Origin of the sequence: Bradyrhizobium hereditatis (genome assembly GCF_020329435.1) — a bacterium.
GTDB classification, from domain to species: domain Bacteria; phylum Pseudomonadota; class Alphaproteobacteria; order Rhizobiales; family Xanthobacteraceae; genus Bradyrhizobium; species Bradyrhizobium hereditatis.
The window spans coordinates 259,384-274,929 of the sequence record NZ_JAGKJK010000003.1; the positions used below are offsets into that span (position 1 = coordinate 259,384).

Annotated in this window: 9 protein-coding genes and 2 pseudogenes; 5 read left to right on the forward strand and 6 right to left on the reverse strand. The window is 58.0% G+C overall.

Annotated elements, in window-relative coordinates:
* Window positions 1-503 precede the first annotated feature (503 nt).
* On the reverse strand, window positions 504-1,688 hold the full coding sequence (locus tag J6524_RS09225; RefSeq protein WP_376711993.1) for a PLP-dependent cysteine synthase family protein: 1,185 nt from the start codon (window positions 1,686-1,688) through the stop codon (window positions 504-506).
* A 1,031-nt stretch (window positions 1,689-2,719) separates the two neighbouring features.
* On the opposite strand from J6524_RS09225, the gene nodS reads away from it, so the two are divergent.
* Window positions 2,720-3,316, forward strand: a complete 597-nt coding sequence (gene nodS / locus J6524_RS09230; protein ID WP_028350667.1) for a nodulation methyltransferase NodS — start codon at window positions 2,720-2,722, stop codon at window positions 3,314-3,316.
* A 593-nt stretch (window positions 3,317-3,909) separates the two neighbouring features.
* Here the strand turns inward: nodS and J6524_RS38220 are convergent.
* The gene (locus J6524_RS38220; RefSeq protein WP_446479900.1) at window positions 3,910-4,383 is read right to left on the reverse strand and encodes a Mom family adenine methylcarbamoylation protein; all 474 of its coding nucleotides are present in this window, start codon (window positions 4,381-4,383) and stop codon (window positions 3,910-3,912) included.
* Between the two features lie 88 nt (window positions 4,384-4,471).
* Window positions 4,472-4,642: a hypothetical protein gene (locus J6524_RS09240; RefSeq protein WP_225670048.1), complete on the reverse strand. Its 171-nt coding sequence runs from the start codon at window positions 4,640-4,642 to the stop codon at window positions 4,472-4,474.
* A gap of 372 nt (window positions 4,643-5,014) precedes the next feature.
* On the opposite strand from J6524_RS09240, the gene J6524_RS09245 reads away from it, so the two are divergent.
* The 3 genes and pseudogenes from J6524_RS09245 to nopM all read left to right on the forward strand — a co-directional run bounded on the left by J6524_RS09245 (window position 5,015) and on the right by nopM (window position 8,928).
* The gene (locus tag J6524_RS09245) at window positions 5,015-5,752 is read left to right on the forward strand and encodes a carbonic anhydrase (protein ID WP_225670049.1); all 738 of its coding nucleotides are present in this window, start codon (window positions 5,015-5,017) and stop codon (window positions 5,750-5,752) included.
* A 346-nt stretch (window positions 5,753-6,098) separates the two neighbouring features.
* Window positions 6,099-6,671 (forward strand): annotated as a pseudogene (locus tag J6524_RS37880) (transposase); the annotation flags it as partial.
* Between the two features lie 514 nt (window positions 6,672-7,185).
* A complete protein-coding gene (nopM, locus tag J6524_RS09255; RefSeq protein WP_225670050.1) occupies window positions 7,186-8,928 on the forward strand; it encodes a T3SS effector NEL-type E3 ubiquitin ligase NopM in 1,743 nt (580 codons plus the stop codon).
* 409 nt (window positions 8,929-9,337) lie between these two features.
* Here the strand turns inward: nopM and J6524_RS09260 are convergent.
* The 3 genes and pseudogenes from J6524_RS09260 to J6524_RS09265 form a co-directional block, all read right to left on the reverse strand.
* A pseudogene (locus J6524_RS09260) lies at window positions 9,338-9,472 on the reverse strand (IS5/IS1182 family transposase); the annotation flags it as partial.
* Between the two features lie 1,312 nt (window positions 9,473-10,784).
* Window positions 10,785-11,204 (reverse strand): DUF7694 domain-containing protein, encoded by a 420-nt coding sequence (locus J6524_RS38225; protein WP_156434996.1) that lies wholly within the window; start codon window positions 11,202-11,204, stop codon window positions 10,785-10,787.
* Window positions 11,205-12,593: 1,389 nt separating this feature from the next.
* Entirely contained in the window at window positions 12,594-13,469 is an 876-nt protein-coding gene (locus J6524_RS09265) for a host specificity protein (RefSeq protein WP_225670051.1), read from the reverse strand.
* 783 nt (window positions 13,470-14,252) lie between these two features.
* On the opposite strand from J6524_RS09265, the gene J6524_RS09270 reads away from it, so the two are divergent.
* Window positions 14,253-15,116, forward strand: a complete 864-nt coding sequence (locus tag J6524_RS09270) for an Effector protein NopP (protein WP_225670052.1) — start codon at window positions 14,253-14,255, stop codon at window positions 15,114-15,116.
* The last annotated feature ends 430 nt before the right edge of the window (window positions 15,117-15,546 follow it).

Sequence of the window (15,546 nt, forward strand, 5' to 3'; positions counted from 1 at the left end):
CATCAACACTGATACACTTTCCTCCATCATGCTCCTGACTGGCCTTGACGCACATTTCGTAGAGCTCGGGTATCAACGCTCGATCGCCTCCAGCTACGGGTCAAGCGCAGCTGTGAAGCCCAGGATGCATCGGGGGTCTTCTACGAGATCCCCCCTGCCCGAATTCTAACGGGTCATGGAATGCGAGTTCCGCGATGAGAGCCCAGACGCTTACCCCGCGAATGCGCGTGTCAAACCAGTTGGTGCAAAGAAGAGTGAGAGCTCGTAATTCAACGACTTGCGAGAGCGTTATTCGTCGCTTCACATTTGCAACAAATGCGCGCAAGAACTACGAGATGCACACTTAGCCCAGCTATAGAGCGTCACTCACCAAGGTGGAGGCCCCCGTTAGAATTGCGTCGGATGCGCCACACTTTGATTGGTCCCGAAACAACGGGCACTCGCCTACCAAACCGATGCGATTTGAAAAATCTGACGCCGTGCAGACGAGGCGTAATTTTCGATCAGCGTGGTCCTGCTGCACCTCGGGCATTCAACGGATTCGTCACGTCTGCGATCGGGAAGCCGGGCAGATGCCCGGCTTCCAGGAAAAGTATCAACTCGGCCTCATAGGGCGTAGGATCGATGTCCCGCGCCTTTAGCCACTCCGGCTTGTAATAGGTCTGCCGATAGCGCTCGCCGGAGTCGCAGATCAGCGTCACCAGCGATCCCGCTCGGCCGGCGCTGCACATCTCCGAAGCCAGCCGGCACAGTGCCAAGAAGTTGGTGCCGGTAGAGCCGCCGACCGGCCGGCGCAGGCGACGCGACAGCACGTTCATAGCCGCGATCGTCGCAACATCCGGGATCTTCATCATGCGGTCGACCACGTTCGGAACGAAGGATGGCTCACAGCGCGGCCGGCCGACGCCTTCGATCAGCGAGGGACGCTCGCAAGTTCGCGAGCGGTCCTGATAGCGGAAGCAGTCGAAGAAGGCGGAATGCTCGACATCGGCAATGCAGAGCTGCGTTGGAAGCTGACGATACCGCAAATAACGCCCGATGGTCGCCGAGGTGCCGCCAGTGCCGGCGCCCATCACGATCCAGTCCGGCACAGGGCGCGGCTCGCCCTTCAACTGGGTGAAGATCGACTCGACGATGTTGTTGTTGCCGCGCCAATCCGTCGCCCGCTCCGCGAAAGTGAACTGGTCCATGTAATGTCCGTTGAGACGGGTGGCGAGCGCCGCTGCCTCGGAATAGAGCGCGCGGCCGTCGTCGATCAGATGGCACTTGCCGCCATAATGCTCGATCGCAGCGATCTTCTCGGCCGACGTCGTCCGCGGCATAACGGCATAGAAAGGTACGCCGATCATCTGCGCGAAGTAGGCCTCTGACACCGCCGTGGACCCCGACGAGGCCTCGACAACTGGCGTGCCCTCGTGAATCTGTCCGTTGCAGAGCGCGTAGAGGAACAGCGAGCGAGCCAATCGGTGCTTCAGGCTGCCGGTCGGATGAGTCGACTCGTCCTTCAAATAGATGTCAATGCCGGCGAGAGCCGGCACGATCAGCCGAATTAGGTGCGTATCGGCAGTGCGGCACTGGTCGGCCTCGATCGCAGCCACGGCCTCGTCCACCCAGCCACGCCGATAGCTCGCCAAGCTCGCGTTATTGTGACGGAAAGACGTGCGCCCGATCGACATAGCGTCTAGCATGAAATAATTCGCTTTGCACATCAAGTCGTATTGCCGCGGTCGCTCTGATGCCCGAGGCCGAGCTTCCGAGCGGCATGGAAGGCTCCAGACTGCCACGAAGCGCTGCATCGACAGTTCGCATAGATTTCCGGGTCCATCGAGGCACGATACGTGACGACATCGCATTTTCGGTCGTTTGTCTGATCCTCTCACTTCTAGTCATGCGGCACCCGGCTCGTGTCGCCTGTCGAACGTCAGAACTCTGACGAATTGACTTATCACCTCGCCTCCTTCTACTTAGTTATGCCACACCTAATTCTATCCGGGCACCAGCCGAAACGCTGCACGACTCGGATTCCTCTCGAGCATTCCGAACCTAGCTCTAGTGATGTTTGATGGGCGCCTGCGTTTCAGGCTACCCAATATCGGATGGTGTCGAGCAGTTAACTGACGCGATCATCGGAGGAGCCGCCGCTGGCCTTCATCAAGCAGTGGCATCGGCTCGATCCCGTTCGCCGCGAACAGTGTTCGATGCGCGTCCAGCTCTGCGTCTGACGTGAGCTTTCGAGGTATTCGATGTCCGGCGAGGAACTTCGCGGGACCAACGTCGTGGGGGCTGCTCAGGATGTGCTGCTACGTCACGGCTCATCATGCGCTTAACGCGAACGCGTTCTTCGCGGACCATTATCGGAATGGATACGTTCTATCAAAACAATAGATTTTACCAATTTTGCCGCAATCCCCATAGTCAGACGCCGGCTAACTCAAGCATCAATCAGGAAAATGCGCGTGAAACGACTTGTTGGTTTCAACACAGTTGCTGGACGATACGCAAGCGCGAAGGGATGATGGCCAGCTGCGTCCTGGTATGCGCCGTACTGGATTGGGACTGAAGAGGTGTGCTCATGAGGTCTACGAAAAGCTGGACTGGAGGCTTTTCATGGTCGGTAGACCCACGGTGGCGGAGCTTTCGCGCAGTTCTTCGAGGCTGGTCTCGTTTGACAGCATCGGCACGGGCACCCGATCGTGCATTATCAGTAGGTAGGCTAATCATGAGTTCGGACAGCAAGCATCAATCGCTAGAGCAGGAACTAGCCGGCGACGATCCGTGGAGGCTCGACGGCAATCCATTCGAACGCGAGCGTCACTCGCAAATTCTTCGGCTATCGCTCTCGCAAGGCGCGATTTCACACGCCCTCGAGGTCGGGTGCGCGGCCGGCGCATTTACGGAAATACTAGCACCTCATTGCAAACGGCTCACAGTCATCGACGTTATGCCGCAAGCCATTGCTCGAGCTCGCCTGCGGACGAAACGGTGGTCGCACATAACCTGGATGGCTTCGGACGTTCAGCAGTTTTCGACCGCCGAGCGGTTTGATTTGATCGTACTGGCCGAAGTCCTCTACTACCTTGATGGCGTGGCTGACATGCGTGCGACTGTCCGCAAGTTGGTGCAGATGCTGGCGCCAGATGGACAGCTGGTTTTTGGGTCAGCCCGAGATACCAATTGCCGGCGTTGGGGCCATGCCGCTGGGGCTGAGACCTGCATTCTCATGTTGAAGGAATCGTTGGTCGAAGTCGAGCGAGTGAGTTGCCAAGGTCAGTCGGCTAACGAAGACTGCTTGATCTCCTGCTTTCGGCCGAATTAATGCCGGCTCAAGAGGGTATCAGAAGAACGTGTAAGCAGGTTTCTGTGAGTTTACCTTACCGAGAAGACTCACATGACGACCGACACGACGTTTACACCCTGAACTACTGGACTACTGCTTGCTAACTATGAAAAGCCTAAAGACCTCACAGGTACGGACGGGCTTTTAAGGCAGCTGAAGAAAGACGCTGATTGAGGCGCTTGGTGCGGAGCTGAGCGATCACCTTGGCTATGAGAAGGGGGACCCGGACCGGCAGCGGCAACGGGAAATCGGCCAAGAGCAAGAAGACGATGTCGTCATGCTTAGCGCTCCACGTTCCACACTTCTTCCGGCTTATAAGTCGCCCGGGCATCAGTGATACAGGTCCTTCCGGACCGACTGAGAAGTGAGGCGCCGTGCAAGCAGCAGTACTTCAACTACCTCTTCTTATAGGCTTACTCCGGTTGGTCTTAAGGCCCTTGAGCCGATTCATTCGCGAGGAACGACGCCAAAATTCCAGTTTTCCACCCAATGGTGGCGGCGACGTCCAGGTTGAAGGCGTCTTCTCATAATTCATCGCCAAGAACTTCAGCGCGGGCATTGCCCAGATCAACTCACTGGGCGTGGCGGTCGCCGCTGCCGCGCAGCTGTGCCGAGGGACCTCGCCATCGCCTGCTTGCCCACGCGCAATACCGCGATACATGCCCGTGCCACGCTGCTCGATCTCCGCATACGGGATTTCTCTGCCGGTTAGCTGCGCACGCGCCTCGGGTTTGTGAAAGTAGATATATCGCATCTGTTGGCCGTCGAGCGGCACGCCCCGGCCTGACCATGAGCCCGCCAGTGTTGGTGAAATGAGCCGCGCGCTTCTTGCCTGTCACTTGCGTCATTTTGTGCGTGATCGATCCGTTGGGCAATAGCAGCAAGCTCTTGTTCAACTTAATCCCGGTCAGCACGAAGGCAGCCGCGCGACAGATCGTCCGGTCGCCGCACTGGCACCCATCGGCGAACGAGATCACCCACTCGATATGCGGATAATGCCTTTTGATCATCCGCAGTGCGATCGAGAGCGCGCGGCTTCCTGCTATTGCGCGGAAATGCTTCCAAGAACACCAGCCGGTTCAACTCGAGAATCCATTCCATGGCGTATCGCGCACCAGCCCTTGGATGTGGCTTTTATCCATCGACGGGCCAAATGCCATCACGCCTTCCAGCCGGCCCGCGGATAAAGACGCCGAGCGCGAGGAATGAACTGTTGACCGTCTTACTGTAATGCAACCGCATGATCAGCGACGCGTCGGCATCCTTCTTCGCGATCGCGACGCGGATTTCTTTATCGTGTCCCATGGTCAGTTACTGAGTTCGTCGCGCATGGTTCGAGACTCCGGTTCGGGAGTCACGGCAGTGCGATCAACCCACAACGGCCCGTCGCGGTGGCGCAAATGCTCCGAATTTACTTCCGCTTTGTGGCATAACGGATATTGCCGGCCTTTGTGCTGGCTCGACCCGGTCGAGAATGACCCGAAGCAATCTGCTGGCGGCGCGTTTCTCGCGCAAACACGGGGGCCGATGCCATTGAGCGTTCATCTGTCCAGTGCGGGCATTAAGCCCACCTACCCGCTCGCCACGCGGGACGTTTTCTCGTAATCCATACACCTTACAAGCACATTTCAAGCGCACTTGACGCAGACGTTGTAAACCGCACAGGCTAGGAAAAATATGTGTGAAAACTGCTCCCCGAATCTACCTCACCTGCTCGCGCCGTCTCGGCGTTCCCTAATGTTGTTCGCTGCTTCGGCGGTTGGCGTGCTGCTTGGCGACAGGATTGCTGACGCGAAGGAGGCGAAAGCACCACCCAAGCCCGACAACGTGCTCTCGCCGGACGCTTCACTGAAGCGACTCATGGAAGGCAATGCACGCTATGTCCAGGGCGCGTCGCGGTGCCACGGTTTTAAGCACGAACGCGAAGTCTTGGTCGGTGGGCAAAATCCACATGCGGCGATCCTGAGCTGTGCCGATTCGCGTATTGCACCCGAATTTGCATTCGACAGCGGACTTGGCGATCTGTTCGTCTGCCGCGTTGCAGGCAATTTCGCCAACGATGACACGGTCGCGAGCATGGAATATGCCGCTGCGGTACTAAATACGCCGCTGATCCTGGTGCTCGGCCACGACCGCTGCGGCGCCGTCGATGCTACCATCCAGTCGCTGAAAGACGACAAGCCGCCGCCGGGGCACATCCCGTCCCTCATCGCCGCACTTGCGCCCGCGGTCAAGGCGTCATCGCAGCAAAGCGGGGATGCACTCGCCAACGCGACTCGGCAAAATGTGGTGGACAACGTCAACAAACTGAAATCGGCAACCCCGATTCTGAACGCGGCAGTTGAGCAGAACAAGCTGAAGGTCGTCGGCGGTCTTTATCGGCTCGACACCGGCAGCGTCGAGCTGCTGAGCTGACACTCCCAGCAACGGGCCGTTTCGTGCGGCCGCGGGCGACCACAACCCTGCGGTGCCGCGCGCGGAGATGGCCACGAGCAGAAGGTCGTTGGCTCTCCGTAGTCCTGAACACGTTTCGGAGCCGCAAAGCCTCAGTTGCGGCTTTTCGTACTCAGCCAACCTGCTGTGTCGCCTGTTGGCCCATCGCGTCATTTCGCTACGCTGCGGTATTTGGTCGTATCGGGAAAAGCGGACATCGAGTAAGCCGCACCAAGCAGGATTAATGCACGAGGCGCCCTAGGGGTCTGCACCTAATTAGCGAACTCTGATTCCCTCGCGCCGAGCTGATTCGGTGCGGAGGACTTCGATGCGCAAAGGACTGTTCCGGCTCGACGACCAGCAGTGGGCTCAGCTACAGCCGCATCTGCCGACGAACCAGACCGGCCCGGCGCGCGATGACGATCGACGCATCATCAGCGGTGCCATTCACATTCTTCAGTGAGGCTCGCGCTGACGCGACTGCCCGTCCGACTATGGTCCTTACGCGACGATCTATAATCGTTTCGGTCGGCAGAAAAGGGAGAGCATGAACAGGCGATCGGCCGCTCGCGCGGTGGCCGGACCACGAAAATCCACGCGCTGAGCGACCCTGATTGCAAACCTTGGGCATTTCATCTCACTCCAGGCCAAGACGCCGATATTGCCGCAGGGCCGTCCTTTTGGACGATGGCGACGGCTTTCGCGCCGAAATCGTCAGCCGCGGCGCGAAGCCTGTCATTCCAAACAAATCCAACAGGGTGCCCCTCCACAGCTTCAGTAGACGCACTACAAAGGCCGCAATGTTATCGAGCGCTGTTTCTGCCGGCTCAAGGACTTCAGGCGTGTTGCAACTCGCTATTGCAAACTTGCCAGAAACTTCTTGGCTGCCGTTGACTTTGCCCCCAGGTTTTACCCAGTCCTGAGTTCGCTCCGGCTGGTGGATTTGCCCGGATGGGCGGTGGTAGCGGCCGAGTACGTGGAAACCGAGAGCGGCAGGCGCTCCGACCCCCCAAGCTCGCGGCGGCCCTCTCACATGCCAAGGCAATCGGTGCCAAGCTGGTCTTTGCGAAGCTTGACCGGCTCACCCGCAAGGTGGACCTGCTTCGGTCGCTGGTGGCAACAGTGGAGCGAACTGCGTGTTCTGCAGCGACACTCGTCAGCTAATCGACAGGTAGGCCTGCTAAGGGCAGAACGCTTCCATGTTGACGGCTTATCTGGTCAGCGAAATGGCAGAAGCTCGCAGCAGTATCGATCCATTTGCCGCGGTTGGGCTCGTGTGAGCCTGTACCGGCTCGAGTCGGGCGGGAGCCGCAGCGCACGTGCACCGGCTGTCGAATGATCATTGCGCTGCGCAACCACCTGCTTCGCGAGCTTGAGAAGCGGGGGGTATTCTTGTTCTGACAATGGAGAAATTGATGAACACGGGACAGGCACAGTGGAGTGCAGGTTCTTCCTCGGCCCCTTCCGAAGAGGGGGAGCAGGAAAGTTATTTCAGCGGCTTCAGCCGAGCCATGGCGGATTGGGTCGAAACCCTGACAGGGTATCGGACCCCAGCCTCCGCGCGCGCGCAGATCCTGGACAACTGGGTTGCCGAAGAGGGGCAGGGCGAAGCCGAGAATCGGCGACAGGGGCGCACACGAATCAGGGATTCGGACAACGCAGGCTCGCACTCGCTGGATTTGTCGTCCCTCTCGCTGACCGCTTTGCCCGCCGCACTGCCGCCAAGATTGCTGGAACTGCGCGCTAGGCACAACGAGCTAAGCAGCCTGCCAGCTACGTTCCCACAGGGTCTCCAGCATCTTCTCATTAGCCATAACCGCTTGACCAGTTTGCCGGACGCTCTTCCGGCGACCCTTTCTCGGCTGGAGCTCGCCGACAACAGCTTGACCAGTCTGCCGGCCAACCTTCCGGCTGGGCTTGAGATCCTAAACGCAAACGACAACCGACTAACTAGCCTGCCGGACCCTCTCCCGAGCGGGCTCACCTCGCTCGCGGTTAGTGGCAATCAGCTGACCGACCTCCCCGAGTCACTCCCATCGTGGCTCATTGAACTCGATGTCAGCAGCAATCAGTTGGCCAACCTCCCCGACCCTCTTCCGAGCACGCTGCAATCGCTCAATCTTAGCGGTAACCGGCTGACCAGCCTGCCTGAGGGTCTTGTTGAGGCTCTTGTACCGCAGCTCAGTCTCTACTACCCGCATCTGGAGAGCCTCGAGTTCGGGGATAACCCGCTGCCGGACGACGTCCTCGCTCGTCTGGCAGCGGCTGAAGCGCCACCGCAGCTTGCGCAGCAATCCCTGCATGAGGCTGCCGCACACTGGCTCGCAGATGATCCGGCGACGCTGGCCGAGTGGCAGCACTTTGCGGATGAGCCCGGCGCCCAGGATTACGCACAGTTCCTGGAGAGGCTACGAGGCACCGTGAACTACGGCAATGACGCGTTTCGGCAGGCAGTGGCTGATGATCTGCGGCAGGCGGCGGCCAATCCGAGATTGCGCGAGCAGTTTTTCACACAGGCTTCCGAGGCCAACGCGAGCTGCGAGGATCGTGTTACTTTGCACTGGAACGGTATGCAGAGCGCGCGCCTTAACGCTGACGTCGAGAACGGGCTATATGACGATCGGCTTGGCGAACTGATCCAGCGCGGCCGTGTCGCGTTCCGCTTGGAGGCGCTGGACGAGATCGCGCGCGACAGGGTCAACTCGCTCCTCAGCGGCAACCCGAACGTAGACGACATCGAAGTCTACCTGGCCTATCAACATCGGCTGCGCGAGCCTCTGGAGCTCAGTCACGTCGCCCCTGACATGCGCTTCCTGGCGGTCTCTCACGTAAGCGAGGATGATGCGACGGAGGCGCTGCACCTGGTCCGGGAGCGGGAAGCAAGCCAGTTCACCGACTACATGGCAAGCTGGCAACCCTGGGAGACGGTGCTGAGGCGCATCGCTCCGGACGAATATGCAGCGATGCAAGACCGGCTCGTCGAAGCTATGGGCGAGGAGTTTCAAAGCCGCCTCGATCAGCAGCTGGCCGAGCATGGTCTGCTAGGCGATGCGGATGCCGAGCGGGTACTCGGAGCCCAAGTCCGAAACCAAATCGCTGGCGAGATCAAACGCGAGGTCATGCACCGGCTGCTCGCAGATCGTGGCCTCGAACAATGAGACTTCCCAAGACTCCCGCAGGGATATTTTTCATTGCTCTGTGGCGCTACCTAAAGATCGAACGTGCAATTGATATCATCTTCGAACTGCCGCTGACGATTGCCGCTTGGCGCTCGACTTTCGTCAGCGGATCAAACAACGCTGGCCGGGCCATAGAGAGCCTTCGGCCCGCTCAAGAGCATGGGCAGGAGTCGAGTGGGCAGAAATGGTGATCGAAGGGCACGCGGCGGGAGCAATAAACGCGGCTCAAGACTCGCAGCATTAGGCTCGCAGGCTTGGGACGGTCCAGTTGTGGACTGCCGAGTTTTGCTCGTGACGCGATGTGGCCAGGCCTGAGCAAGGGAGTTGCTGTTCGACGTGGGCTCGCAGCAAGCGAGCCCGCTTCCCGCCGAACGACCGGCTAGTCGCGCTTACTCGAGGCCCAGGCCTCGATCACCGTGCCATCGCCCGAGAAGTGATCGCTCGACAGAAGCTTCTTAACCTTGGGCTGCGCCAGCACCACCGGCAGAACTTTGCCGCAATGTCGCCCCTCCAGCAGCCGGTCGGTCATTGAACGGCCCCACTCTCGAAGATTGTCATCCCCTTATTCGGTTGGGCGCAGAAAAACATCACTCTCATAGCTTGCCGGCCCAATGGTGGCGGTGTTCACGCCATGAAGGATGAGATTTGTCCCCGGTTGAGACGCGCCTGGCAGCACGTTTTGCAAGCGCAGTCCCTCCTTAAGGTCTTCCGGCACGCACTGTGCGCCGTGCTGCCACTCCAGGGGAAGATATAAAGATATACTCGGCAGCGGACCCAGCTCGTAAGACGACTGATCTGCCCGGCCGGAGGTATATGCCTCGAAGTTCTTATCCCAGAATGGCGGGTCGACTGACTGACACTTTGGGCTGGCAAATAGGCCGGCTGCGGCGCCCACGGGGAACGGCTCGTTGTACTCCATCGTCGATTGGCGACTGCGTCAGCGCCCGCGAGGCAGCCACACGCTAGATCATTGCCGTATGCCGGATTGATCTTGATGGTACTCAGTGTTGAGGCACACTGCGATGAGTATACTCTCTGCTTTGAGAGGCGCTGTCCTCCTTAGGCGCGCCTTATTGATGCAGTGCAACGACATCGGCCGGTCCAGAGGACCGAACCCGTTTCCCCGTTCTTGCAAGTTGAAACTATAACAGGAGCGCATCTCATGTGGCGCGGTCGCTGTTTTCAGGCGGTCGACTACTGCGGGTCCTACTCGATCGTATCTCCTGAGGCCGCGGGTCGCGTTTGTGTGCGCCACCCAACCACTTCTTGGTGCGGTCCGACATGCTTCTCATTTTTCGCTCGAAAGCGATCTGGTCCAGCTTCCACAATAGACGTTGCGATTTGCACCGACCGAGCCCGCCGCCTCAGATGAAGCAAAAGCAGTACGCCACCAAAAAGGCTCGTCATTATAACGGTCGTCATCAAAAGGCACGCCACACAGCACAATGCGGCTACATCCAAGACCGATCGCAACCAGAACGGCACCCAATCCACACGTGCCGTGTCCTCCGTAGAGCCAGACATGCTCGCTATAACTCGCTGCTCTTCTCGATGCGTGATAAGGTTATCATTCAGCGCCGATTGACGGATCGGCACCCTAAGGATGCGAGCTGACGTCAAGCTGACGAGTTTCCCGACGGCAACGATATCGTTTCGCGTGAGTTCCGGGCATTGTTGATCAGCCGAAGAGATCTGGAAAATTTCCCCAACAAACCCCAACAAACCTCGTAGATGTCTTGAAGAGAGTTTTCCCTGCATTGCAGTCGTCGTTCGTACCGGATACGTGCGGCGCCGCCCCATGTTGGAGGCGACGATTCGTTGTAGTAAAACGGCTTTCACGATAGCCCGCCAATCTGTGCAAGCAATATCGCCGTTTCAGAGGGTCCAAGCCCGACGACGCCTACGAAGCTAGCCGGTGGCACGGGAATGTCCTGGCGAGTCGGCTTCCAGAGATGCAGACAGTACCGGCTGTTATTTACGTATTGCGAATGAGGCGGATGCAATTGCATCACGCACTCCTCTTCATCCCAAAACAGGTCTTTGACGAAGCACATCTCCTCCCAGTTCGGACAACGTCGCGGCGTGGAGACGGAGACATGCTCCCACCCTGGGCGAACAAGTCCGACTATCCTGAGTCTGCACCCACAAGGGCCCTGAACAAAGAAAAGGCCGCAAGGACCTGATCCCGGCGCGCTGGCGAATTGGCCATGTCGTACGCGGCCGGCCTCGAGTTTTTCTAGAACTTGTGCTCTCACGTCCCCTGCTTTGCCTCGCTGATGAATTTGGTTTCGAACAAACTGCTGAACAAACCGCAGATGCAGATCATCTCTCTTCTTCCGCTTCCAATGTCGGCAAACACATGCAAGCGGACGCTCGGCTTTCGTCGAGCCGGTAACGCATCTCCCCGTGAGGCCAGGATAAACTTTCGGCCATCTCCGTCACCTTTATTGAGAAAAACGCGTACGTTTCCGTACGGATGAGGTCACAAGGGTATTTTCCAGCTTGCGAGTTTGATTTCAGCACCAGCTCTTTCCTTTTTTAGCTCACTACATCCCCGGTTCCTTTCGAAGCTTGCCGCAAACCCACGGCTGCGGCTCGCCTCGCGAGGCTAGGAACCCTTGACGACGGCAAACGCGCCGTCGGAAGCAGTTGCTCTTCCAGTACAGTCACGGCCGGCAGATGGAATGAGCCCCGTTGAACGCCTGGATCACAAGGCGACCGTTTCGGAGCTTGATCCCGCCGTCGAATTCAGGAACTCTTTCGATGCTGGCCTTCTCGTTTGGAATGGGCAGGCATCCCCGCGCAGCAGAATGCGACCATCGGATGATCAGAAGGCCGAATTTTTCTAGACGGCCCTCTCTCTTTGCACAGCGCAGCCCCGCGAACCTGGTGAACGGTTCGGCAAGTGGCCGGACGAGCCACAGGCTCCCCAAGCCTCGGTCGGAAATCGCTCGTGATCAAGCGCTAAACAGCTGGTGAAGGGGTTAACGAGCAGCGCGCCAATGCACAGGCGGTAGGCTGTGACATGTCGGCAATCGACCCCCCGCTTGCGTCGGATGGCCTGGCAAGCACTAAGATCAGCAACGACGGCAAGACATTTCGCTATCCATGAAGATGAGGTCCGGATGAGGCGCGGTAAGCGGAGCTCCGAGCAGCGCCCCCTCTTCGGCTCGACGACGAAAGTCTCCAGACAATTGGCGGTATCGATCAATGAACAGCGCGATCTGGTTTGCATCACGCGCGGGTGTTTTTCATCGATATAGACCAGGCTGATTCATCCCTTGCTCCTTCCGTAGCGCGCCGGCTTAATGTCGTTGAAACCGCAGATCGTACAGGCGGCAGCGACATTCGGCTTGGCCCATTGCTCGGTCATGAGGAGGCACACCTCAATTGATCGTCCAGCGAAGCGCCCTTCCAGAATCGCGCAACACGTCCATGCTTGTGGAGCGTTCAAATCCCAGAGAGTTGCCAGATGACGCAAGAAGCAGCTCAGAGCAGCTGACTAGGGATTCTATCCGCTCGCGCGCCGCATCGGGAGCACACCCGCGCGTGGCGGGCGCTCCCGTTGGAGCGCCCCTTCCCGGTGCATGCCGCTACGAGAAGTCGGCCACTTTGAGGCCAAGCCGCACCCGTCGGGACGTCTGCTAGCCAGTCCCCGGGCCTAAATTGAGCTGTTCGAAGTACCAAGAAGGATCGTCCCCCGACGAATCCGTTTCGATGTATTCTTCACCCGAATATTCCTCGACACTTCCTTCGTTTTCGTCATCACTACTCTCAGCTTTGGAGAGATATAGCTGAGGTTTGTCCACCCGCTGCCATTTTCCCTGCTCGTTCAGCGTCCACTTGTCGGGATGCTGCCTAGGGTCAAGCACATATTCATTGTCATCTTCATTGTCACCCACGTAAACAAAACCCATCTGCTCTAGACGGGGCTTCACCTCATCGGTGGCAGGACGCGACATGACCAATGCCCGCTTGCCGTCAAGCCGAAGTTGATGTTCCAGCAGAACATCGCCTGCGTTCTCAACGAGCGGATGAGTAACCCGGAGACCGACAACGGACGAGACGTGTTTTCGCCCAGGAAAGTTCCGCTCCCACGCCTCCCCTCCCATGCGACTTCGACCTTCGGTTTTTAGAAGCCCGACACTCTTGTCACCCAATTGGTAGCTGAAATATCGCGCATCGTCCGAATCCTGTACGGTGGATCCGGCTCTGGCGAGCATCGCTGTTTGCCTAGCCTTGTTGGAAACGAAATCCGAGTATTCTAGCGGATTATCGGCTATGTGCTTGATGTCGTCACCGTAAAACTTTCTCAGCTCTTTCTTGAATGACTTCCTGTCGATCTCATCGATGGGAGGTACGGAAACGAGGGAGTACGGCCGTGTCGTCCCCGAGGACGAACCAGGCGCCGTGTCTGCAAGCGCTTCCGTAAACCTCCGGCCATCTGCTAATGGCTCCGATTCATCGGCCTGGCTCGCGCTTGGAAATTGACTGGAAGAACCAGTGATTCTGCTATCCATGCGGTTCGCTCTCCCTATGGCAAAAATTGCACCGTACTGGCCCACTCGAAGACCTGTAGACATGATAGGCGCGCGAGCTGACAATAAGCTGACGCACAGACGGGGTGCATCATCCTAGCCCGGTGCTGCACGGCGAGGGGCGGCTGGCTTTTCCAGCAATGCTTATTGCGATTCGCGGGAGATTCTAGCCGCCTACGTGGCGATTTCTGCATGGCCCAGGAGTTGTAGGCGCGGCGTCCAGATGCCTTCGTGATCGGCAACTATCCGACTGCTCTTGCGGCGAAGTTGCTGGGCGCTTGGACCAATGCGGCGCTCGGTCTTGCTGATCGCGTCGAGACCCGGCTGATCCAAGCCTCGCCCGGCGCGCAATATCACCGGTATTGGATATTGCGACGAACGCGACCAAACAGCGATGCGGCAAATGACAATGTCCGTTTTGAGCTGAAGGCAGGAGCTCTATGTCGCCGCCATTGCCGGATAATCGGCAGTATGTTGAGGCAACCGACGTCGGGTCACTCGAGGGGACACGGCCGTCTCTCCTGCGAACAGAGATCAGGACTGATCAATTCTTCATCGTATGCACTGTGTCAATAATCGGCTTTCTCTTGTACGCCATCATGCGCGCGAGCGCTTCTTCTGCCGGGCAGATCCTTCCGTAAGAGCGCACGCAGACGAGTGACGCCTGCGTCAGCCTGTCGTCAGCTTGGCTGACTATCAAGCCCGCAGGTTCTGGCCAGCCTGAACTCAGTGCGAAACACTAATCCGATAAGAGCGCGGAACGCCATGTATAGCCGAATCAGCGGCTCATCCAATATTCAATACGCTCTCCTTGGCGAGGGTGACGAAACGAGACCGTCAGCAAGTAGCGCCGAGAAAACTGATGCGGACAGGCAAAGGCTCGCGGACATGTTCGCAGAGATGCACTTAGCCGCGCCGGATTTTAACGATGGCTCATCTTCGGCAGAAACGCCGTTCTATTCCCTCGTTCCCAGACCTCCAGTGGTGAAGATCGACAAGCCTTTATTTAGGAGAGAAGCGAAGCGCTTTTATGATGATGAAATCAAGCACATAGCCGATAATCCACAAGAGTACTCGGATTTCGTATCCGAAAAAGCCAAGCGCATCGCTCAGGTCGCCGAGAAATACGGCACAACTAAAGATAGCGAGCGCGCGCGATATTTCAGCTATCAATTAGGAAAGCAGAGTGTCGGACTTCTAAGAACGGAAGGCGGATTTAGCATGACTGAGTTCGAAGGCGACAAGTGGCGCGAACAGTTTCCTGGGCGAACTGAAATCACATCCGTTGTAGATCTTCAGGTTACTCACCCGCTTGTCGAGAACGCAGGTGATATTCTGTTGGAGTATCAACTTCGGCTCGACGGCGAACGACCGCTGCTCAATTGGCGTGCTGCCAATCAAGAGTCAAAAGCCCGTGCAGCGAAGATGGGATTCGTTGCGGTTGACGAGAACAATATGGTTCTTGACCCTGCCCAGTCCCCCGACATTTGGATAAAGAACACTGCCGGTGAATGGCAGCGTAAAAACAAACTTCCATTATATCTCTCCAAAGCTGCGGGCGGTGACAGCAGTAATATCGAGAGTGCAGCAAGTCCCGCCACGTACTCCTACGAGGATGACTTTATGTAGATTGGACGGGATCTTGTAGAGTCGCGACGGAGAAGACCGGATCTGACCGTGTCTTGGTTCCTATGCAGCGATCCTCCTTAGGCTGGATCGCATATGTGACGGCTCCCGTGGCACAAGGGCCTTCAGTGGCGACTATCAACCGTCTCGGCTGGTTCTTGGACGCTTAGCGCAATTCGGCGCCCCCAAGCTCGTCTCGACGCCTTAAGCTTGGCGCGATGCTCAGGCCGCCCAACCGATGCGGTGACAATCGCCATGGCGGTATCAAATCGATTTTGCCGCTGGATTGCTTGGGAGGCCGAGTTACGCCCAAAGCCTTGCTAGCGCAGAAAGCTTTCGGTCTGCTTCTGGCGAGCACATCGTACTCACGCCGATGTCGTTGGTCCCGAACTTTGCTGACCAGGAGGAAACGGCTTTGTTACGGCACCGACTT

Bases quoted from the DNA above. Each gene is read 5' to 3' on its own strand.
- J6524_RS09240 (WP_225670048.1), bottom strand. From the start codon at position 4,642: ATGGGACACGATAAAGAAATCCGCGTCGCGATCGCGAAGAAGGATGCC.
- J6524_RS09225 (WP_376711993.1), bottom strand. From the start codon at position 1,688: ATGCTAGACGCTATGTCGATCGGGCGCACGTCTTTCCGTCACAATAAC.
- J6524_RS09265 (WP_225670051.1), bottom strand. From the start codon at position 13,469: ATGGATAGCAGAATCACTGGTTCTTCCAGTCAATTTCCAAGCGCGAGC.
- nodS (WP_028350667.1), top strand. From the start codon at position 2,720: ATGAGTTCGGACAGCAAGCATCAATCGCTAGAGCAGGAACTAGCCGGC.
- J6524_RS09270 (WP_225670052.1), top strand. From the start codon at position 14,253: ATGTATAGCCGAATCAGCGGCTCATCCAATATTCAATACGCTCTCCTT.
- J6524_RS09245 (WP_225670049.1), top strand. From the start codon at position 5,015: ATGTGTGAAAACTGCTCCCCGAATCTACCTCACCTGCTCGCGCCGTCT.
- nopM (WP_225670050.1), top strand. From the start codon at position 7,186: ATGAACACGGGACAGGCACAGTGGAGTGCAGGTTCTTCCTCGGCCCCT.